Below are 19,768 nucleotides of genomic sequence, written 5' to 3'. Positions count from 1 at the left end.
ATCCCTCCATGGGAATATACATTCGACGTTGAAGGCTTCTTCTCCTTTATATTAAAATATTTGAATATCTACTCACTAAGCATATAACCAATAACCTTATATGTATCGCTGTCAATTAGTATTAAAGGTGTACCGATAACACTATTCTCTTTATCTTTAAAGGAAACAGATAGCGCTTCTTTTCCTTCATATGTTTGATTTAATAAATCATAGTTTTTACCAACAACCACTTTTGTTACCTCTGCACTCTGCCAATTTTCAATTGCAGTTTCAGCCCAGCCATTCTCCTTAACGAAATTCCAAGCGATTTCTCTGACCTCCGTATAACCATCTGATTGGTTATGATTTTCCTCATTTTGCTTATCAGCACAGGCAGCTAACAAAATTAAAGAGACCGTTATCGCTAAGTATAAAATTAATTTCCTCATAATATTTTTATCTCCTTTTCATATTAGAGGTTTAATGTCCATTTTAGTTTCAATATAATCTCTGGGAAAACCAAAAAATTCAAACGTAAGTTTTAATGAAGGGTTTTCACCTTCACTTGAAATGAAGGAATTTGCCCTTGGAAAAGAGAATTCATTAATAGAATGGGGGAGATAGGGTGAATACATATGAAATTCGAAAGGCAACCGAGCAGGAAGCTCCAACTATCATCGCCGTACTAAAAGAGGTTGCTGCTTGGCTGCAAAAGAATGACATCAACCAATGGGGATTTCTATTGGAGGGTGGGGAAGATGAGGAAATCCGACAAGCGATAAAAGATAGCGCAACTTATGTTGCCTGTCAGGACGATGAAATTATTGCCGCATTTACACTCTACTCCCAGCAAAGTGAATGGGACCGGCATGTTTGGGGGCAAGAAGAAGGTTCTGAGGTTCTATATCTTCATCGGTTGGCTGTGCGCCCTGAATATATGAAAAAGGGGATTGGCAAAGACATTTTGGGTTGGATAGATGAAACTTTATATAAAACAATTAGGCTTGATTGTGTCGCTCATAATCCGAAGTTATACGCGTACTACGAAGAGAATGGGTTTACATTGATCGGAACGACAACGGACGGACATTGCAAATTTCAGAAGGTGTATAGGGAAGGAATTTAATATGAAGCAAACAATTAGTAATCTGAAAAACAAAGGAATTATAGGAAGTCAGGCAGAAATCAAACAACTGACGAGCGGAACAACCGCTGGGCAGGTGTATGCAGTAGTAGTATGTGACAAACCTTCTTGCATTATAAAATTCGATCACCCAGCAGATATTGGGGTCGTCGAGATATTTTTAAAAACATATGAGGACATTGGGCTGTTGCCTGATGTTTATCATGTCGATCCAGAAAAGAATTTTTTTCTTTATGAATATTTTGAAGGAACAACTCACGTCAATAGGGGTACTAAAGCGGATTGGATGAGGCTTCTTGTTGAAGGGCTGTTCAATCATTACGAAAAATTCGATTCGCAAGCGCCGTGGGGTCGATTAGGAGGAACACCTCGGCAAAACTGGTTTGAGTTCAACAGAATAAGCTTGGACTATGCTTATGAAAATGTCGGGGATCTGTTGCCGTATGAGGATTATCTTCGAATGAAAGAGATTGTCGAACAACTCGCAGAGTATGAGCGACAACCGGATAAATATCTGCTCCATGGCGATACGGGCGTACATAACTTTGTGTTTCATCAGAATCAACTTATCGGTGTAATTGATCCCGATCCAATGGTGGGGCCGGTGATCTATGATTTTACCTACGCGTTTTGTTCTTCGCCGGATAATCTGGATATGGAGACATTGCTTGCTTCATTTGCTTTATTGAAGAATGTGGAGATGGATACGTCTCGTTTAGTCGAAGAAGTTGTGTTTCAGTTATATACTCGGGTTGGCATTTGTAAAAAGGTACATCCGCATGATTTGGAGGAGTATTTGAAGGCATGGGAGTACTGGAAACAAAAACTAAAGGAGTGCAATTAAATTTAGAAAAATCTGTTTACTGTGGAGGCTAGTGAATGGACTGGTAATTTGACATCTTTGTTCTTGAAATCCTAGGAGGAAGAGAAAAGATGATGAAGTTGTCCATTATGAGAGATTTTCTTGAGTCGGATGTGGATTACTACGTTACACAAGAAGTTGGAATCCAAAATTAATGATTATAGAGATTGATTTAAACGGAGGGGGAAATGATAATGGGCAATCAAGAATTATATATAATCGACCAAAAAGATGGCTTTAGCTTGGAGTTCAGCAAATTGACATCCATGATGGAATATACAAGGGTGACAACATTGGCGGAAGTGAAAGGTCTAACAGTGGACCAACTGGATTTTCTCATTAACGACGAGGTCAACTCCATCGGCATGCTGCTCGCCCATATGGTGTCAGTTGAAAAATCATATCAAATTGATACATTTGAAAACCGCGATTTCACGGAAGAAGATATCCAGATGCTAAACCCGGCACTTGAACTTGGCGATACAGCACGGGAACAAATTAAAGGAAATCCAATTGAATTCTACCTTGAAGAGCTAGAACAGACGAGGAAAAAGACAATCGACACCTTCCGGACATTGCCCGATTCATGGCTATTCGAACAAGCCCCATATTGGGGGGGAGAGCCTATGAATAAATACTTCAAATGGTTTCATGTATTTGAGGATGAATTGAATCACCGGGGGCAAATACGGTTGATTAAGAAATTGATGAGTGCCTCGGAAAGATCATAACGAGACAATTTGAGGGGCTAACAATTATTCAATCTGTTAGCCTTTTTGCGATATTCGATAGATAGGTGGGTGGATTTTTATAAATGCCATTGTAATCGTCATTTTGTTATCCTCTTTAATAGCTTCCACGTATCTATGCCTTGTAATGCCTAGGAAATGGAGTAGTGCAAGGTTAGTCGTTTTTTCTTTCTTACTAAATGCAGTCGTGTTAGGTTCGGCATTTTTAATACTTTATAAAATTGATGCTTATAATTTCCTTAAAAACGTTCAAGGGTTATTTGGAAGTTTAGGAATTATGGTGTTACTAATTTTCATTCCAATCATTACGTGGATGAATATGATTATTATTCAACTAAGGAACTACGGCATGAAAAAACACGGACAATAAGCAGATGAACGGAGATGTGTTATGCGGAAAGTGGAAGTGATGCCTTTTTCGGAAGGGTGGAGTCTTGAGTTCGAAACGGAAGCGGCTAAATTGCAGGAGATATTTGGCGTGGAATTAATCGAAATCCACCATATCGGCAGCACGTCTGTACACGGTTTGTCCGCAAAGCCGATTATTGACATTATGCCTATCGTGAAAGATATTTTGCAAATCGATCGGTATGACGGAAAGATGGCGGGAATTGGGTACGAAGCGAAGGGCGAAAATGGAATCGCGGGGCGCCGTTATTTTCAAAAAGGCGGAGATGAGCGGACGCATCACATCCATATTTACGAGGATGGCTCGCAGGAAATCTTTCGCCATCTTGCATTTCGTGACTTCCTGCGAGCGCATCCCGAGAAGGCGAAGGCATATGGGAATTTGAAAGAGAAGCTAGGGCAGCAATTTCCTTATGATATTGCATCATACATAAATGGAAAGGCCGAATTAGCGGCTCACATTGAACAGGAAGCAATTGAATGGGATGAGAACCGAAAACGGAGTTGAGGAGAAATGAAGATTTTCATCATGGGCATCGTTGCAAGTGGGAAAACGACCTACGCAAAGGAATTGTCGAAGCAAATGGATTTGCCTTTTGTTGAGTTGGATTCGGTTGTTTACCATAACGTGGCTGGCGTGCGGATTAAGCGGACGCCTGAAGAGCAAGTGCAGGTCATTCACCAAATGGATGCAAAGGGTAGCTGGATTGCAGAGGGGGTATTCCGACCGTCTTATCACCTCCTTTTGGACTTGGCTGACATCATCATTTGGCTGGATCCACCTTTATGGAAACGAAAAATCCGGATTTTGAGCAGGCACGTGAGGCAAGTGATTGGTGTAGAAGAGTGTGCGTATAGACCGGATTTTCAAATGCTGCAGAACATGTATAACTGGACGAAACAGTTTGAAGGGAAACGTGAAGAGCTGGACGGGAGCCTTCAACCTTATTTGGATAAGTTGATCGTTGTACGGGATGATCCGGCCAAGAATCAATTGCTTGTTAGCAATCTATTAGGAGGAAATTAATGACCCAAAATATATTTGAAGGAAACCTCGAAAAATATGCCGATCCTGAAATGTATGATTATTTATATGACAAGTACCAGAAGGACTTGAGCCTGATCTTAAAATGGGCGAGCCAGGACTATACAATAATTGAATTGGCTTGCGGCACGGGTAGATTGACGATTCCGATGGCGCAACGCGGATTCCGAATGATTGGTATAGATCTGCATGAAGGGATGTTGGAAAGGGCTCGACGGAAAGCTGAACAAGCGGAAGTAACAATTGAATTTGCGCAGCAAGATTGCACGAAATTGAACTTGCCGGTGAAAAGTTCGCTCGCTTTCATGACGGGAAATTCCTTTCAGCACTTTCTAACGAATGAATCGCAAGACGCTTTATTCCAATCTGTACACGAACACTTAGTGGATGGAGGAGTTTTCATTTTCGATACTCGAAATCCGGTATTGAAGGAGCTTTCTGCTGTTGATGAATACGTAGAAAAGTATGTCGATAAAAATGGCAATCAGGTGATTGAAAACCATCGCGATATATATGATCATTTGACACAGATCTCGGATTGCCGGACCCATCGCCGGATTTATCGGGATAATACGTTAATCGCGGAGGAGCAGGATGGCATTTCCCTCCGCTATTCATTCCCACAAGAAATGGAACGATTAGTAGCGGCAAATGGTTTTGAAATTGTTCAAGTCTATGGCGATTGGGATGAGAATGACTTGCATGCGGAGAGCGTTTCGATGGTGTATGTATGTAGGATGAAAACGGCTTGATTTTTTACGATAAGCGCCTATAAACCCCGGTGAGTGATCATAAATCCCGGTGAGTGATCATATATCCCGGCGAGTGATTATAACCCCGGGTGGGTGATCATAAAAACAGGCAAGTCATCATAAATGTTACAAAAATCAAGCCGCTTGCTGTGATTCGCAAGCGGCTTGGTTTTTTATACTCAGCCTTTGTATTTATCTCTTTCTGCCGTCTCCCGATGGTTCGGTGTCATCTTTTCATGATTCGGTTGAAGATTGCCAAGCTCAGCCAATTCCATCGAAATCTCTTCTCTTACTTCCGACCGATTTCCCGGTGTCTTCGGATTGGAATATAAATTGCTGTGTGCACCTTGTTTCATTATGAAAACCTCCCATATTATTTTTGCATTTGCGTTCTTAATATGGTCAAGTTAGCTCGTTTTGATGTGCCCCTGATTTCTTTCAGCAATCTTCTTCAATTCTTTCGCCCGATCGGCAATGAAATTTCTCATATATCGTTCTAAAAATAAACGATCTGCCATTTTCCCAAGGAAGCCAAAAGGGGATTTATACGAAAAGGTATCTTTCATAACCGTTCCCGCATCCCTTTCAATGAATTCATGTGTGTGCGTAAAAGAATGGGATGCGCCTTTCACCATGACATCAGTGAAATGATAAGGTCGATCCATCGCGATAATCTTTGCAGTCAATTTCTGTTTAATTCCCAAATGGACGGCTTCCCAAGTGACCGTATCACCGTTTTCCATTAGTCCAGTCGTCACTCCAGCAACGGCTTTTTCCTTCGTCTTTGCCGTTGTTTCCGTGTGGACATCAACATTTCTGGCAAGGTCAAAACAGATATGGATAGGTGCATTAATGTGAATTTCGTGTTCGATGATTGGCATAATCTTACCCTTTCGAAAATCGGAATTTGACTTCTCACTCCTAATTTACTCCTCTGTAGAATGCAAATCCATTAGCTTCTTTGCAATCAATATGAAAGGTGAAGATGCTGAAAGAACGTAGAAAAACAGACCCTAGGCATCGGGCCTAATGGGTCTGCTCATTTGGTATCCTCAGCCATCATTACTCGGAAAAGCAAAGGTTGACGCAGATTCGCTGTTTTCTTCAAACCACTTTTCTGAAATGGTTTTGGTCTTGGTGAAGAAGCGGACATGATCAGGCCCAAACATATGCCCCTCGCCGAATCTCGACCGTTTCCAGCCAGCAAAGTTATGATAACCGACTGGAATGGGAATGGGCACATTTACTCCGACCATGCCGACGTCAATTTCTGTCGTGAATTTGCGTGCGGCCGCCCCGTTATTCGTGAAGATTGTCACACCATTGCCGAGCTCATGCGCATTGATCAGGTCGATTGCTTCCTCTAAAGAATTTACCCGGACGACATTGCGGGCAGGCCCAAATACTTCTTGCTCATAAATTTCCATGCCGGGTTTGACGTTGTCGAGTAGAGTAGGGCCCAGATAGAAGCCGTTCGAGTTTTTAGCGATGTCCGGGTTGCGGCCATCGCATACGAGCGTAGCGCCTTCCTCTAGGCTACGGTCGATATAGCCAATGATTGCGTCCTTTGACTGCTTTGTAATAACAGGTCCGAAGTCAACGTCTGCATCTGTGTAAGGCCCCACTTTTAACTTTGCAATTTTTCCAGCCAGTATGTCTACAAGCTTATTCGCTGTTTCTTCGCCAACGGGAATGATTGTTGAAATGGCCATACAGCGTTGGGAAGCGGCACCATAAGCAGCGCCTAAAAATGCGTTTGCGGCCTGTTCCAGATCTGCATCGGGCATGACAATCATATTGTTTTTACCGCCGCCTAATGCCGTAACGCGCTTGCCGTATTTTGAGCCGGTTTTGTAAATATACTCGGCGACTGGCGTGGATCCGACAAACGAAATGGCTTCAATGGCGGGGTTTTCCAATAGTTCGTTGACGGCATCCTTGTCACCATTGATGACTGTCCAAACGCCATCGGGCAAGCCTGCTTCTTTCCACAGCTCCGAAAAAAACAATGCGGAACAGGGTACACGCTCGGAAGGTTTTAAAATGACGGAATTGCCGACTGCGACCGCCATACTTGTCATAGCAAGCGGCACCATTACTGGAAAGTTGAATGGGGAAATCGCTGCAACGACGCCGAGTGGAACTTTTGTCGAATAGGCATTAATATTTCCGCCGACATTGACGGAGTACTCGCCTTTTACTAAGTGAGGGGCATTGATGGCTAAGTCTACAGATTCCAGGCCACGTGTGATTTCACCCCTCGCATCCTCGACTGTTTTCCCGCTTTCGGTACAAATGATATCGATGAGCTCATCCATACGTTCAGTCATTAATTGCCGAAATTTCATGACAATATCAACACGTTTGCCGACTGATAGAGCGCGCCATGCTGGAAAGGCTGATTGAGCAGTTGCAATGGCGCCTTGCACTTCCTCTTTCGTTGCAAGAGGGACATGTGCGATCACTTCACCTGTACTTGGATTGAAAACACTTGAAAAGTGACCACTTGTACCAGCTACGATTTCCCCATTAATAAAATGTCCGAGTTCTTTTACCTCTGTATTCGTAACCATTCATTCATTTCCCCCTCTGTGGCAGTAGTTCTTGCAATGCAAGTGTGAGCTTTTCAACGATCAAATCTTTTTCTGCCAACGAAATAATTAATGGTGGAGCGAGTGTTAAAACATTGTTGAAACCTGCTACCGTGACACCATTTTTCCCGATGATCAACCCTTGTTCCTTACATAGGGAAATGACATTGTTGACAGCAGTTACATCAAGTGGGGCTTTGCTGTTTTTGTCACTTACAAGCTCAATCCCAATCAGTAAGGCTTTCCCGCGGATATTGCCGACATTTGGATGATCCTGTAAGCGTTCTTGCAGTTCCGCAAGGAGAATAGCGCCTATTTCTTCTGAGCGGGTGAATAAACTTTCCCTTTCCAAGATCTCAATATTTTTGAGGGCAACTGCACAGGCCGCTGGAGAACCGCCGAATGTGTTGACATGCCGGAAAAAGTCGTACTCCTCACTTCCAATAAAAGCCTCGTAGATTTCTCGGCGGACTGCTGTTGCTGATAACGGCATATATGCGCTTGTTAAGCCTTTTGCCATTGTGACAATATCCGGTTGAATGCCATAGTTCTGGAAGCCGAATGCTTTGCCTGTACGACCGAAACCGCAAATGACTTCGTCTACAATGAGCAATGCCCCATGCTTTTCACAAACTTCTTTTACCCCGCGCAAATAGTCCTTATGAGGCATAATCACGCCTCCGCCCGTAATAATGGGCTCGAGAATAATGCCTGCAATCGTATCGGACATTTCCCACGTCATGACATTATCAATTGCCTGAACAGACGGCAGAGAAGCCGGTTCTGTAATATGATCTTCGTTTGCACGGTAGGCATCTGGGGGTGAAACATGAATGAAGCCGGGTGCTAGCGGCTCGTATTTATATTTACGTTGGGCTTGCCCTGTTGCCGCTAACGCCCCCATCGTACTACCGTGGTACGCCCTATAGCGTGAGATGAATTTCGAGCGATTGATGTCACCTTTTTGTTGATGGTACTGGCGTGCGATCTTGAAGGCGGCTTCATTCGCCTCTGAACCGCTGTTGGAGTAAAAGACAACATAATCATCGCCTAATAATTCGCTAATCTTTTCACTTAGTTGGATGGCAGGGATGTGCCCGACGGACAGGGGTGTATAGGCATTTTCCAGTAATTGTTCATAAGCGGCTTTAGCGAGCTCTTCCCGACCGTAGCCGACGTTCACGCACCATAAACCGGACATGGCATCCAAGTAACGCTTCCCGTCAATATCCGTTACCCAAGCGCCTTCCGATTTCCGAATGATTGACGTAGCATTCGGGTTGTACGGCTTCATGGCATGCCAAACATATTGCTCATCTTTTACTTGCCAATTTTGACTTGTTACGTTCGTCATTGAATTTAACACTCCTTCATTTATCCTATGCTATCAATCCACTACTCAATTTCTTTAGAAAAGCAGCGTTATACTCACGGCACCTTATTATATAAAGAACATCCCATAAATATGCGCTTGGCCATATTTTTTAAGTCTTATATCCGTTTCCTCCGAATACACTAGTTTTATAGTTTTTATAAGTGTTGGGTAGTTCAATATCTATGAAAGAGAGGACTTGCATATGTATGCATGTAATCGGGGTCGATTGCAGACATTAGTTGAACGGTTTAGTCAGTTCGGTGCGACTCCCAATGGGGGAGTAACCCGACTGTCCCTGTCAAAAGAGGATGTTTTGGCAAGGGACTGCTTTAGTGAAATTTGTAAAGAGCTGGGCATGGATATCAAAACGGATGATATGGGCAATATCTATGCGACGTTGCCGGGGAAAAAAGATTGCCCGCCAATCGTAATTGGGTCGCATTTGGATTCTGTTGAAAAAGGCGGCAGGTTTGATGGCGTGTTAGGTATTTTAACAGGCATAGAGGCCATACGGACATTAAAGGATAACGACATTGAGCTCGAGATTCCAGTAATGCTTGTGAATTTTACGAATGAAGAAGGTGCCCGCTTCGATCCGGCGATGATGAGTTCTGGTGTTATTGCTTCCAAGTTCAGTAGAGAAAAAATGCTGAGTTCTACCGATAAAAACGGCATCACCTTCCAAGAGGCATTACAGGCGAGCGGCTATGAAGGTGAGCAAGAAAATCGTTTAACAAAGGCCCTTGCTTATATTGAGCTGCATATTGAACAAGGTCCGGTGTTAGCTGCAAAGCAAATTAATATTGGAGTGGTCGAAGGCGTTTTAGGCATGGTGTGCTATGAAATTACCGTAACAGGTGAATCAAATCACGCTGGCACGACGCCAATGTCGATGCGAAATGACCCGATGATTGTGGCATCCCGCTTGATTTCGTCTTTGCACGAGCAGTTAGGCAAAATCGACGAAAATCTTGTATTCACGTTTGGTCGTATGCATGTGACGCCTAATATCCATACAGTCATACCAAACAAGGTAGTGTTTACCATCGATTCACGTCATCAATGTCCTGAAGTAATGGTTCAAGTGGAGAAGGTATTGGCAGGAGTAGCCTCAGAGGAAAACGGTTGTAGCGTTCGACCGGTCAAGCTATGGGGGCGGGATACAGTATTCTTTGATGCAGCTATCTGCAATGAAGTGGAAAAGGCATGTAATAACTTTGATTATTCCTCCCATAGGATGTTCAGCGGGGCGGGACACGATGCGCAGTATATTGCGAGTTTCATCCCTTCTGCAATGATTTTTGTGCCAAGCATCGGCGGGAAAAGTCATTGCGAGGAAGAAGAAACAACTTATGAAGACTGTGCAAAGGGCGCAGACGTGTTACTGGAAACCGTGTTGGCACTGCAAACGAAGCTCAGTAGGGACGATAGATACACACTAAACTAATGAACTAGCTTATAAGACTAACATTCATTAATTGAAAGGTGAGGATAGTATGAAGAAATTAATTACAGGTGGACTCATAGCAACAGCTTCAGATTTGTATGAGGCAGATATCTTGATCGACAACGGTAAGATTGTGCAAATCGGCAAAAACTTATTAGCTGATGGAGCGGAAATTGTAGATGCAACGGGCAAATACGTGATGCCTGGAGGAATTGATCCGCATACGCATTTGGATATGCCGTTCAACAACACGGTGACAGATGATGATTGGAAGTCGGGTACAATTGCCGCTGCCTTCGGTGGGACGACTACCATTTTAGATTTCTGTTTATCAGCGGGTGAAAAGAAACTTGCTGATGCTGTGGAAAAGTGGCATGAAAAGGCAAAGGGGAATGCAGCAATTGACTACGGCTTTCATTTAATGATTACTGATTTAACGCCTGAAACAGAGGTGGAGTTGCCTTTGTTGCTAGAACGGGAAGGGATTACATCTGTCAAGGTGTTCATGGCGTATGCGAAAGAATTCCAGGCGTCAGATCGTACGCTGTTCAAAGCCTTTAAAATCGCAAAAGACATAGGTGCTGTTGTGATGGTGCACTGTGAAAATGGTTCAGTCATTGATGAATTAGTAGAGGAGGCGAGGCAAGCCGGCCAGACAGCACCAATTTACCACGCACTGACGCGTCCCGCAGAAATAGAAGGTGAGGCGACAAAACGGGCCATTGAACTGGCGCATATCGCAGGCGCAAAACTTTACGTTGTCCATGTGACGTGTAAAGAAGCATTAGATGAAATTATTGCAGCGCGAGAAAAAGGCTATGACGTGTATGGGGAAACATGCCCGCCTTATTTGACGCTCGATCAGTCAGCGTTAGCACAGCCAGGATTCGAAGGAGCGAAATATGTGTGGTCGCCGCCGCTTCGCCCGAAGTATCATCAAGAGCATTTATGGAATGCGCTAAAAGCCAAACAGTTGCAAACAATCGGCTCTGACCAATGTTCATTTAGCTTTAACGGTAAAAAGAGATTAGGGCTGAATGACTTTTCCAAAATTCCAAATGGTGGGCCATTTATCGAAGACCGTTTCAGCATTTTATATTCTGAAGGCGTCGCAAAAGGACGAATTTCCATCCATGACTTCGTTGATATGATTTCGACAAGTGCCGCAAAGATTTTCGGTTTATACCCGCAAAAAGGGACTATTGCAATTGGTTCTGACGCGGATATCGTGATTTTTGATCCTGCGGTAAAACGTGAAATATCCGCGGACACCCACCATATGAATGTCGATTACAACCCGTACGAGGGATGGGAAGTGACCGGAGAACCCATCAGTGTACTTGTACGTGGTGAATACGTCATTAAAAACAGACAATTTGTAGGTGCATTAGGTAGTGGCCGTTACATTAAGCGCGCCGCACAGAAGACGATTGCAGAACGGATCAACGTCTGAACATCAATCCATTAGGGGGAATGGTTTAATGAGTTCGCAACTCGAACGTAATTTTGCGGAAATGACTGGCAGAATGACGAAGAATGAAGCAATAGAAGAAGCTAATCGCTGTCTGTACTGTTACGATGCACCTTGCATCACAGCTTGTCCAACAAGTATTCAAGTTCCGAATTTTATCAAAAAGATTGCTTCCGGCAATATGAAAGGTTCTGCCATGACGATTATGGACGCCAATCCGATTGGTGCAAGCTGCGCGCGGGTATGCCCGACCGAGATACTATGTGAAGGGGCATGTGTGCTGAATTCATCGACCAAGCCTATTAAAATAGGACAATTGCAACGTTATGCAACTGACTGGGCGATGGAAACAGGCGTAGAACTATTTAAAAAAGGTGAACCGAATGGAAAAAGGATCGCGATTGTGGGCTCTGGTCCGGCTGGCTTGTCAGCGGCGCGAGAGCTTAGTCGATTCGGTTATAGTGTCACGATTTTCGAAGCGGAGGCAAAGGCCGGTGGCTTGAACACTTATGGCATCGTGTCTTTCAGATTGCCAAATGAAGTAGCGGATTGGGAAGTGGCTCAAGTTGCAAAGCTTGGTGTGGAAATCAAAACAAACACAAGAGTAGGCGTGGATATTTCTGCCGAGGAAATTTTAACGCAATATGACAGTGTTATTTTAGCGGTTGGAATGGGTTCTGTACCTAACCTCGGCATCGAAGGCGAGGAACTCGAAGGCGTACATGACGCGATTGAGTTTGTAAAGCGCACGAAAATGGGTGTACTGACAGAGGACTTGATCGGGAAACGTGTTGCGGTCATCGGTGCTGGCAACACAGCTATAGATGGGGCGACTTGTGCTGTGCGGCTAGGTGCTGAACAGGTTGACATCCTTTATAGAAGAACGGAAAAAGAGATGACTGCCTACCAATATGAATATGAATTTGCCAAGCAAGATGGCGTTGGATTCAAGTGGCTGACAGCGCCGAAGCGAATTATTGGTGATGAGGCAGGGAAAGTAGTGGGCCTTGAATGCGTCAAGATGAAGCTTGGAGAGGCAGGAGCAGACGGCAGACAACGACCTGAAGCAATCGAGAAATCTGAGTTTGTCATCGAGGTGGACGCAGTTATTAAAGCAATCGGACAAACGCGTTTTGTCCCGCTCATTGAAGCGTTTGGATTGCAGCATACGAACGGAGTAGTGGACATTGATGAAACGACTATGCAAACGTCGAATGACAAAGTGTTTGCCTGCGGGGATGTCGTGTTTGGCAACGGCCAAGGTGAGGCGATGGTCGTAACAGCTGCACAGCAAGGAAAAGATGCTGCGAACGTCATTCATGAGCGTTTCAGAAAACCGAGCGAGATCGCATAGGGGGGATCATACATGGCAGACTTACGAATTGACTTAGCGGGAATTAAATCACCGAATCCATTTTGGTTAGCATCAGCACCACCGACTAATTCGGGCTATCAAGTGCAACGAGCATTTGAAGCGGGTTGGGGCGGTGCAGTATGGAAAACACTGGGCGAACCGATTTTGAATGTGTCATCGCGCTTTGCGGCTGTCAGCTTCAACGGCCAAAGAGTAGCGGGCTTCAATAATATTGAGTTGATTACAGACCGTCCATTAGAGGTTAATCTGAATGAAATTCTTGAAACGAAAAAGAGGTTTCCCAATCACGCCATTATTGCATCCTTAATGGTCGAGCCACAGCAGGAAAAGTGGCATGAGATTGTCAAAAAAGTAGAAGCTGTTGGAGTTGATGGCTTAGAGCTAAATTTCGGTTGTCCGCATGGGATGGCGGAACGGGGAATGGGATCTGCTTCTGGTCAAGTCCCTGAGTTGGTTGAAAAGCAGACGTACTGGGTGAAGGAAGTTGCACGCACGCCTGTTATCGTCAAGCTGACGCCGAACATAACGGATATTACGATGACGGCAGAAGCGGCAGTGCGCGGCGGGGCAGATGCTGTAAGTATGATTAATACAATCAACAGCTTAGCGGGTGTTGATCTGGATACATGGAATACGGTGCCGCATGTTGGCGGGAAAGGGGCACATGGTGGATATTGCGGGCCCGCCGTCAAGCCGATTGCACTGAATATGGTCGCGGAATGTGCGCGGAATCCCCTCGTCAATGTTCCTATTTCAGGTATTGGCGGGATTTCAAACTGGCGGGATGCTGCAGAATTCTTATTGATGGGTGCAACAGGCGTACAAGTTTGTACAGCAGCGATGCACCACGGATTCAGTATTGTCGAAGATATGATTGATGGACTGAATAATTATTTGGACGGGAAAGGCATTGCTTCGGTGATGGATTTGGTCGGTCAGTCCGTACCGCGCTATTCAAACTGGGGTGATTTGGATCTGAACTACAATATTGTGGCCCAAATTAATAATGATGTCTGCATTAACTGCAATAAGTGCCATATCGCGTGTGAAGATACGTCGCATCAATGCATTGACCTATACACAGAGAGTGGTCGTCCAATGTTGAAAGTGCGTGAACAGGATTGTGTTGGCTGTAATTTATGCGCGATTGTATGCCCGGTAGACGGTGCCATTTCAATGGTTGAAAGAAAGTCCACGATTCCACCGATGACCTGGAACGAACGTCAATCACTGATCAGCAATTTTATCCGATGAGAAAAACAGCCCGAATTCTGGTGCGAAGTGAGAAAGAAGAGAATTGATTGTGCGTTAACTGGAAATCTATTATAAGGGAGAGAAATGTATGGCGAATGGCGGAGATTATTTAAAATCCCCGGATTTACTTCCAGTGACACATCAAAATAGAAGCGTTGGCACATTTGGTTTTGCAGTGATTTGGATCGGAATGGCGATCGTATTAGCCGCCTTTGCAATTGGCGGTTCGGCTATTATGAGTTTGTCGTTGCCGATGGTGATTTTAGCGACGTTAGCAGGTTCTGTATTAATCGGTGTATTCATGACGTTAATCGGTGATATTGGCGTTGAGCATGGCTTATCCTTCCCCGTGTATATGCGTGCCCCGTTCGGCACAATCGGCACGCATATACCTTCGCTCGTCCGCGGAGTGACAGCAGCTTGCTGGTTCGGACTTAACACTTATTTTGGCGCGATGGCCATCAACGGGATTTTGAATTTATTATTCGAATTCAATAATTGGTTTTTATGTTTCCTTGTGTTTGCGGCATTACAATTATTCAACACATCACTCGGCATTAAATCCATTGAGCGCTTTGCGGATTTTGCAGCGCCGGTTATTATTTTAATAGCGTGCTGGATGTACATTACGCTTGCTGATCAAGCGACGGTTCAAGGGAAAGAAGTGTGGGCTTGGGTGGAATCTCCGACAACAGGGATAGCGGCTTTTACAGCTTTCATGGTTGTGATGATGGCGAACATGGGGTTCTGGGCGACATTGGCAGCTGATATGCCGACACTGTCACGTTTCTTTAAAGCACCAAAAAATGAACGCAATTGGTTCAAGCGTAATAAAACACAGTTAGTCGGCTCTTTGATCGTGATGCCGATTACAAATACATTTATCGTAACGATAGGGGCAGTGGCTTATATGGCAACGGCCTCTGCTGATCCGATAAATGCCCTGCAGAATAGTGCAAGTGGAATTATACTCGGGGTTTTATTGCTGATGATCGTATTGGCGCAATGGTCAACAAACACATCCGCAAACGTTATTCCTGCAGCAACGATTTTCTCGAACATCGGCGGACCGAAAGTGCCATTCTGGGCTGCTGTCATCATTGCGGGAGTAATCGGGGTTTTAGCACAGCCATGGAATCTGTTTGCCGTGTTGGTCAACGTTCTATTAATCATTGGCGGTATTTTAACAGCAATTGTTGGGATTTTGTTCGCTGATTATTATTTAATCCGTAAACGTCGTGTGAACGTAAAAGATCTGTACGAGTTAGACGGACAATATAAGTTTCTGAAGGGCTTTAACTTAGCAGGGCTATTTGCTTGGGTGATAGGTGGAGCGTTAGCGAATATGTTCCCAACGTATTCTTCATTGGTCGGCTTTTTCGTTGGGGCGATTGTCTACTACGTGTTGGCAAAATATTGGTGGTTTAAGAAGTACCCGCAAGCTGAACTGGTTAATCCGAGTGATGCGGAGTATTTAGGAATTACAGTTGGCCACGACTGGGACGATATCGTCGTGCAGGAGATGGAGGAAAAAGGTGTTAACTAGAAAAGCGGGGTGTATGTATGTCTGATCATTTGTTAAGTTTGGATGAAATGAAGCAAGTTGATGACTATATAGCCAGTGGCTTTAAGGTCCATTCTGTCCGAGAAAACTTAAGTGGCATGTTTGTCGAGTTTAAACGGCAGGAAGAAGATGTTTGTCTGCAGATCTTGACTGCCGAGGCGCGAAAGTATTTAGCGGCAAAGCTCCTGGAACAAACGTTGAAGCAAGAAGAGACGCCGATTTAATAGGACGTGGTGAGACTCTATTCTAGTACTGGAATAGAGTCTTAATTATGGAGCCTGATCGGCAAACATTCCCAGAAAAATTTATTGAATTGCAGCCTTTACGAGCGTTAAATCCTCAACTAATAACCTATACAAATTAGGCCGGCGTCTGACGGCTAGCGGGTGGTAGGCGACAGTAGTTTGATATCCTTTCACATCATGCCAGCTGCCGCGCAATCCTTTTACATCGACTTCCGCATCTTCGAAAAAGGATTGCACGGCCACATTGCCCATGCATATGATGAGTTCGGGTTTTTGTAGTTTGAGCTGTTCATCCAGATGGCGGTGCATGCAAATTTCACGGGTCCGTTCTTTATCGTATTTTCGGAGGGGCCTTCTTTTTAAAATGTACGTTACATAGATTAGCTCTTTATTCAGCCCAACTTCATGAACGGCTTGCTGCAATGTCTGCCGCGTGCCGCAAACCATTGAATTACCTTCACGATCTTCACGGGCGCCTGGATTATCCAGAATCACCATGATAGGTGCTAGGGGATTTCCCTCTCCCCACACCATCCGGGTACCGTGCTTATAAAGACCGCAATCTTCGCAATGAATCTGGCTCGCCGGCGTCGGATCTTCCGGCCATATTTCTGGGCAAAATGACGTCATTTATATCACCCTCCTAACGGGTTAGAATACCCTTTGCTGGATGAATCATGCCTTTTCTTTAAGTAATTAAAGGAAAATATATGCCATATGGAGAAGTAGTCCTTATGAGTATTTATTGAAATGAGGATGAGGGAATGGAAGCTTTGTTAGTAATTGATGTGCAAAATGGAATCGTGGATTTTGGAGACTTTGAGGAAGAATTAGGTTTGATTCAAAATATTGTTAAGGATTTCAAAGGGAAAGGGAAGCCGGTTATTTTCGTACGACATTTGGATGACGTGGAGGAGAGTCCGCTTTATAGGGGCTCGGCAGGTTCTGAGCTGCACCCTTCCGTTAAAGGGTTTGCGGAAGTTGTGGTGGAAAAGAAGACGCCAAGTTCATTTTTTAAAACTGAATTGGCGAGTCTGTTAGAGGAGTTAAAAGTGGATCATGTATTCATAACTGGCTTCAATACTGAGTTTTGCTGTATGTTTACGGCGATTTCTGCTTTTGACCGTGGCTACAAGGTAACCTTCATTGAGAATGCAACTGGGACTGCAAATACAGACGAAACGTACGAGATGCCGGGCTTGGATATTCGGGATTTTGTCGGGACTGTGCTGCATTGGTCGGATGTGATTGAAGTGTTGGATTATGAGGAGTATGTGGAAAAGTACAAGTAAGGGGGAAGGTCATGTTGCCGCAGGAGTTGGCTGTTGAGAAGATTGTTGCAAGTTTGAAGGAGGACGCGTTTGTGCAAGCGGTTTTTCTGAAAGGCTCGATGGGAAGAGGAGAGCATGATGCACAATCGGATGTCGACCTATATTGTTTGGTTGGTGAGGAGGATAAGAAGGAATTCCTTGCTAGGCGTGTGAAGCATTTGCGGGCGTATCGCGACATTATTTTAATGGATGATATTTTCATCGTCGCCCCTCAGATTATCGCGGTATTTGATGATTTATTACATATCGATTTATTCACGGTGACGAAGGAAACGTTTGTCGGTGGCGACCATTTCAAGGTGCTGTATGATCCGCATCTTTTGATGGATGAATTTATGGAGACGCAGGGGCTGGCGTTGTCGGATGAGGAGTATCGGGATGATGTCATGGACGTGGGATGGTTTTTATTCCAATACTCGAAATCGGAGGCCAGGGGAAATGACATTTGGTCGGTTCGGATGCTGACGAATGTTGTGCATCATTTGGGGAGGGTTCTGCTTTATCGATATGCACCGGAGCGCGCGAAGTTAGGGTTGAAAACGATTGAGCGGTCGTTGCCGAAGTCCGTAGTATCGGAGCTCACGGAAATTCTGGAGTTCATTACGCCAGGAAAGCATGCGCGGGCGGTTATTTTGATTAGCCGAATGCTGGATAGGGAGTATGAGTGGATTCGGTTGCAGTGGAGTGAAGAAAGTCAGCAGATGAAGTTTCTGCGGAGGATGATTGATCAATATAAAGGGCAGGCGGAATTGATATGACGCAAGTTTGTGTGATTAGCATTCATGTGCCGAATATGAAGGAGGCCATTCAATTTTATACGGAAGTATTGGGGTTTGAGGTGAACAAAGAGTATGGACCGAAGATTGTAACGCTTGTTCATGGAGAGCTGCCCATCGTTTTGGAGGAGTCGGAGCATGTGACACACAATGTAAGTTCTTCCGGAGTAGTACTCACGTTGAAGAGTGATGACATCCACCAATCTCTTGAAATGCTTAAAGAGCATGATGTGGAATTAATTATCGCGGAACCCGGAGACTGCCCGCCAGGCAAATATATCAGTTTTAAGGATCCGTTCGGCAATGTGTGGGAGTATTTGCAGTTCATTCAAAAGTAGTCAGTATTATTAGATTTTCAATAAATGAATATGCTAAACTATGTGCAAGCGGAATAAATAGTAGAGGAGTTGAGATGATTCATTTATAAAGAAAGACAAGCACCACTTTTACTGGAAGGGCTGGAGGCAGCGATAAGGAGATTGCCGAGTCGCCATGAAGCGGTCCCTGTTTTGAGTTCGAAGCAAGCGGCGGTCCAAGCGGGATTTGGAGGCGAGCAGGTGTTGGACAAAGTGTTTGAGAGCTATGCGTTTTCAATGAAACATGGCGTTTTCCACGATCTATCGCTAGCTTCCAGTACATATTTTCAAGTGGACACGCTCTTCATCACCCCGTCGTATGCGGTTTTATTCGAAGTGAAAAACATTGCAGGTGAGCTGACTGTGATCCAAAATCCGCCGCAATTGATTCGCGTGCTCGATTCTGGCAAAGTGAGCGGGTTCAAAAGCCCGATCGCCCAGCTGGAGAGCAATTGCGAACTGTTTCAAGACTGGCTGTACAGCAGAAACATTTCATTGCCGGTCTACGGCGCCGTCGTCCTCGCGTATGCAAGGCAACGCATCGAAGTATTTGACACAAACATCCCTATTCTATTTCCAAGTGCGGTCCCCTCATTCATCCGCAAGTTCCCAACAACCTCCCCATTGTTGGATGACAAAGCATTCGCCGACCTATTATCGCAGCTAAGCAACTCCCATCGCGATTTTATTCCTTCTCCTATTTGTGAAACCTATTCGATTCCACGGCGTGACATACGGACGGGTGTGGTTTGTCCGGGGTGTGGGTTTATTGGCATGGTGAGACATTCAAGAAGCTGGCATTGTACAGCATGCGGTCATGCGGATAGGGAGGCCCATAAGCAGGCGATTCGTGATTGGTTTTTGTTGTTCGGCGGGAAGATGAGCAATAAAGATTGTCGTGCGTTTCTTCATATTGCACGTCAACAAACGGCGCATCGAATCCTACGGGGAATGAGCCTCCATACAGAGGGGGCGAATCGAAATAGGACATACACGATGCATTTTCTTTCGGAACGCAAAAAGCGCACATAATTTTGTGCGCTT

The 19,768-nt window shown here is 44.6% G+C and carries 22 protein-coding genes; 16 read left to right on the top strand and 6 right to left on the bottom strand.

Going from position 1 to position 19,768, the window contains the following annotated elements; genetic code table 11:
- Positions 1-68 precede the first annotated feature (68 nt).
- Positions 69-428: a hypothetical protein gene (locus M3191_RS02810; RefSeq protein ID WP_251697918.1), complete on the bottom strand. Its 360-nt coding sequence runs from the start codon at positions 426-428 to the stop codon at positions 69-71.
- Positions 429-604: 176 nt separating this feature from the next.
- Here M3191_RS02810 and M3191_RS02805 point away from each other — a divergent pair, with 176 nt between their 5' ends.
- The 6 genes from M3191_RS02805 (at position 605) to M3191_RS02780 (ending at position 4,939) form a co-directional block, all read left to right on the top strand.
- On the top strand, positions 605-1,105 hold the full coding sequence (locus tag M3191_RS02805) for a GNAT family N-acetyltransferase (RefSeq protein WP_251697917.1): 501 nt from the start codon (positions 605-607) through the stop codon (positions 1,103-1,105).
- A gap of 1 nt (position 1,106) precedes the next feature.
- A complete protein-coding gene (locus M3191_RS02800) occupies positions 1,107-1,967 on the top strand; it encodes a phosphotransferase (RefSeq protein WP_251697916.1) in 861 nt (286 codons plus the stop codon).
- Between the two features lie 212 nt (positions 1,968-2,179).
- Positions 2,180-2,716, top strand: coding sequence for a DinB family protein (locus tag M3191_RS02795; protein ID WP_251697915.1), 537 nt, complete (start codon positions 2,180-2,182; stop codon positions 2,714-2,716).
- Between the two features lie 409 nt (positions 2,717-3,125).
- Positions 3,126-3,650 carry a GrpB family protein gene (locus M3191_RS02790; RefSeq protein WP_251697914.1) on the top strand — a complete coding sequence of 175 codons (525 nt, stop codon included), beginning with the start codon at positions 3,126-3,128 and terminating at the stop codon, positions 3,648-3,650.
- Between the two features lie 6 nt (positions 3,651-3,656).
- Positions 3,657-4,169, top strand: a complete 513-nt coding sequence (locus tag M3191_RS02785) for a hypothetical protein (RefSeq protein ID WP_251697913.1) — start codon at positions 3,657-3,659, stop codon at positions 4,167-4,169.
- A complete protein-coding gene (locus tag M3191_RS02780) occupies positions 4,169-4,939 on the top strand; it encodes a class I SAM-dependent methyltransferase (RefSeq protein ID WP_251697912.1) in 771 nt (256 codons plus the stop codon). Before M3191_RS02785 ends, M3191_RS02780 begins: the two co-directional genes overlap by 1 nt.
- A gap of 179 nt (positions 4,940-5,118) precedes the next feature.
- Here the strand turns inward: M3191_RS02780 and M3191_RS02775 are convergent, their stop codons facing one another.
- The 4 genes from M3191_RS02775 to M3191_RS02760 all read right to left on the bottom strand — a co-directional run bounded on the left by M3191_RS02775 (position 5,119) and on the right by M3191_RS02760 (position 8,884).
- The gene (locus M3191_RS02775; protein WP_251697911.1) at positions 5,119-5,295 is read right to left on the bottom strand and encodes a hypothetical protein; all 177 of its coding nucleotides are present in this window, start codon (positions 5,293-5,295) and stop codon (positions 5,119-5,121) included.
- Between the two features lie 51 nt (positions 5,296-5,346).
- Positions 5,347-5,820, bottom strand: coding sequence for an SRPBCC family protein (locus M3191_RS02770; RefSeq protein WP_251697910.1), 474 nt, complete (start codon positions 5,818-5,820; stop codon positions 5,347-5,349).
- A 171-nt stretch (positions 5,821-5,991) separates the two neighbouring features.
- Positions 5,992-7,512, bottom strand: coding sequence for a CoA-acylating methylmalonate-semialdehyde dehydrogenase (locus tag M3191_RS02765; RefSeq protein WP_251697909.1), 1,521 nt, complete (start codon positions 7,510-7,512; stop codon positions 5,992-5,994).
- 4 nt (positions 7,513-7,516) lie between these two features.
- On the bottom strand, positions 7,517-8,884 hold the full coding sequence (locus M3191_RS02760; protein ID WP_251697908.1) for an aspartate aminotransferase family protein: 1,368 nt from the start codon (positions 8,882-8,884) through the stop codon (positions 7,517-7,519).
- A 223-nt stretch (positions 8,885-9,107) separates the two neighbouring features.
- Between M3191_RS02760 and M3191_RS02755 the strand changes: the two genes are divergently transcribed.
- The 6 genes from M3191_RS02755 to M3191_RS02730 all read left to right on the top strand — a co-directional run bounded on the left by M3191_RS02755 (position 9,108) and on the right by M3191_RS02730 (position 16,240).
- A complete protein-coding gene (locus tag M3191_RS02755) occupies positions 9,108-10,352 on the top strand; it encodes a Zn-dependent hydrolase (protein WP_251697907.1) in 1,245 nt (414 codons plus the stop codon).
- A 49-nt stretch (positions 10,353-10,401) separates the two neighbouring features.
- Positions 10,402-11,805, top strand: a complete 1,404-nt coding sequence (hydA, locus tag M3191_RS02750; RefSeq protein ID WP_251697906.1) for a dihydropyrimidinase — start codon at positions 10,402-10,404, stop codon at positions 11,803-11,805.
- A 28-nt stretch (positions 11,806-11,833) separates the two neighbouring features.
- Positions 11,834-13,177 carry an NAD(P)-dependent oxidoreductase gene (locus M3191_RS02745; protein WP_251697905.1) on the top strand — a complete coding sequence of 448 codons (1,344 nt, stop codon included), beginning with the start codon at positions 11,834-11,836 and terminating at the stop codon, positions 13,175-13,177.
- A 12-nt stretch (positions 13,178-13,189) separates the two neighbouring features.
- The gene (preA, locus tag M3191_RS02740; RefSeq protein WP_251697904.1) at positions 13,190-14,452 is read left to right on the top strand and encodes an NAD-dependent dihydropyrimidine dehydrogenase subunit PreA; all 1,263 of its coding nucleotides are present in this window, start codon (positions 13,190-13,192) and stop codon (positions 14,450-14,452) included.
- An 88-nt stretch (positions 14,453-14,540) separates the two neighbouring features.
- Positions 14,541-15,998: an NCS1 family transporter gene (locus M3191_RS02735; protein ID WP_251697903.1), complete on the top strand. Its 1,458-nt coding sequence runs from the start codon at positions 14,541-14,543 to the stop codon at positions 15,996-15,998.
- Between the two features lie 17 nt (positions 15,999-16,015).
- The gene (locus M3191_RS02730; protein ID WP_251697902.1) at positions 16,016-16,240 is read left to right on the top strand and encodes a hypothetical protein; all 225 of its coding nucleotides are present in this window, start codon (positions 16,016-16,018) and stop codon (positions 16,238-16,240) included.
- Positions 16,241-16,321: 81 nt separating this feature from the next.
- Here M3191_RS02730 and M3191_RS02725 read toward each other — a convergent pair whose 3' ends face one another.
- On the bottom strand, positions 16,322-16,891 hold the full coding sequence (locus M3191_RS02725) for a uracil-DNA glycosylase (RefSeq protein WP_251697901.1): 570 nt from the start codon (positions 16,889-16,891) through the stop codon (positions 16,322-16,324).
- A 134-nt stretch (positions 16,892-17,025) separates the two neighbouring features.
- On the opposite strand from M3191_RS02725, the gene M3191_RS02720 reads away from it, so the two are divergent.
- The 4 genes from M3191_RS02720 (at position 17,026) to M3191_RS02705 (ending at position 19,756) form a co-directional block, all read left to right on the top strand.
- Positions 17,026-17,553, top strand: a complete 528-nt coding sequence (locus M3191_RS02720; protein ID WP_251697900.1) for a cysteine hydrolase family protein — start codon at positions 17,026-17,028, stop codon at positions 17,551-17,553.
- Positions 17,554-17,564: 11 nt separating this feature from the next.
- Positions 17,565-18,350, top strand: coding sequence for a nucleotidyltransferase domain-containing protein (locus M3191_RS02715; protein ID WP_251697899.1), 786 nt, complete (start codon positions 17,565-17,567; stop codon positions 18,348-18,350).
- Complete coding sequence (locus tag M3191_RS02710) at positions 18,347-18,706, top strand: VOC family protein (RefSeq protein ID WP_251697898.1); 360 nt, start codon at positions 18,347-18,349, stop codon at positions 18,704-18,706. The genes M3191_RS02715 and M3191_RS02710 overlap by 4 nt, the downstream gene beginning before the upstream one ends.
- Positions 18,707-18,877: 171 nt before the next feature.
- Positions 18,878-19,756, top strand: coding sequence for an NERD domain-containing protein (locus M3191_RS02705; RefSeq protein WP_251697897.1), 879 nt, complete (start codon positions 18,878-18,880; stop codon positions 19,754-19,756).
- Positions 19,757-19,768 lie beyond the last annotated feature (12 nt).

It is taken from the genome of Sporosarcina luteola (assembly GCF_023715535.1).
GTDB lineage: Bacteria > Bacillota > Bacilli > Bacillales_A > Planococcaceae > Sporosarcina > Sporosarcina luteola_B.
The sequence above is the reverse complement of the archived record's forward strand: the minus strand, read 5'-3'. Positions and strand labels throughout refer to the sequence as shown.

Bases quoted from the DNA above. Each gene is read 5' to 3' on its own strand.
- M3191_RS02810 (WP_251697918.1), bottom strand. From the start codon at position 428: ATGAGGAAATTAATTTTATACTTAGCGATAACGGTCTCTTTAATTTTG.
- M3191_RS02800 (WP_251697916.1), top strand. From the start codon at position 1,107: ATGAAGCAAACAATTAGTAATCTGAAAAACAAAGGAATTATAGGAAGT.
- M3191_RS02795 (WP_251697915.1), top strand. From the start codon at position 2,180: ATGGGCAATCAAGAATTATATATAATCGACCAAAAAGATGGCTTTAGC.
- M3191_RS02790 (WP_251697914.1), top strand. From the start codon at position 3,126: ATGCGGAAAGTGGAAGTGATGCCTTTTTCGGAAGGGTGGAGTCTTGAG.
- M3191_RS02785 (WP_251697913.1), top strand. From the start codon at position 3,657: ATGAAGATTTTCATCATGGGCATCGTTGCAAGTGGGAAAACGACCTAC.
- M3191_RS02780 (WP_251697912.1), top strand. From the start codon at position 4,169: ATGACCCAAAATATATTTGAAGGAAACCTCGAAAAATATGCCGATCCT.
- M3191_RS02775 (WP_251697911.1), bottom strand. From the start codon at position 5,295: ATGAAACAAGGTGCACACAGCAATTTATATTCCAATCCGAAGACACCG.
- M3191_RS02770 (WP_251697910.1), bottom strand. From the start codon at position 5,820: ATGCCAATCATCGAACACGAAATTCACATTAATGCACCTATCCATATC.
- M3191_RS02765 (WP_251697909.1), bottom strand. From the start codon at position 7,512: ATGGTTACGAATACAGAGGTAAAAGAACTCGGACATTTTATTAATGGG.
- M3191_RS02760 (WP_251697908.1), bottom strand. From the start codon at position 8,884: ATGACGAACGTAACAAGTCAAAATTGGCAAGTAAAAGATGAGCAATAT.
- M3191_RS02755 (WP_251697907.1), top strand. From the start codon at position 9,108: ATGTATGCATGTAATCGGGGTCGATTGCAGACATTAGTTGAACGGTTT.
- hydA (WP_251697906.1), top strand. From the start codon at position 10,402: ATGAAGAAATTAATTACAGGTGGACTCATAGCAACAGCTTCAGATTTG.
- M3191_RS02745 (WP_251697905.1), top strand. From the start codon at position 11,834: ATGAGTTCGCAACTCGAACGTAATTTTGCGGAAATGACTGGCAGAATG.
- preA (WP_251697904.1), top strand. From the start codon at position 13,190: ATGGCAGACTTACGAATTGACTTAGCGGGAATTAAATCACCGAATCCA.
- M3191_RS02735 (WP_251697903.1), top strand. From the start codon at position 14,541: ATGGCGAATGGCGGAGATTATTTAAAATCCCCGGATTTACTTCCAGTG.
- M3191_RS02730 (WP_251697902.1), top strand. From the start codon at position 16,016: ATGTCTGATCATTTGTTAAGTTTGGATGAAATGAAGCAAGTTGATGAC.
- M3191_RS02725 (WP_251697901.1), bottom strand. From the start codon at position 16,891: ATGACGTCATTTTGCCCAGAAATATGGCCGGAAGATCCGACGCCGGCG.
- M3191_RS02720 (WP_251697900.1), top strand. From the start codon at position 17,026: ATGGAAGCTTTGTTAGTAATTGATGTGCAAAATGGAATCGTGGATTTT.
- M3191_RS02715 (WP_251697899.1), top strand. From the start codon at position 17,565: ATGTTGCCGCAGGAGTTGGCTGTTGAGAAGATTGTTGCAAGTTTGAAG.
- M3191_RS02710 (WP_251697898.1), top strand. From the start codon at position 18,347: ATGACGCAAGTTTGTGTGATTAGCATTCATGTGCCGAATATGAAGGAG.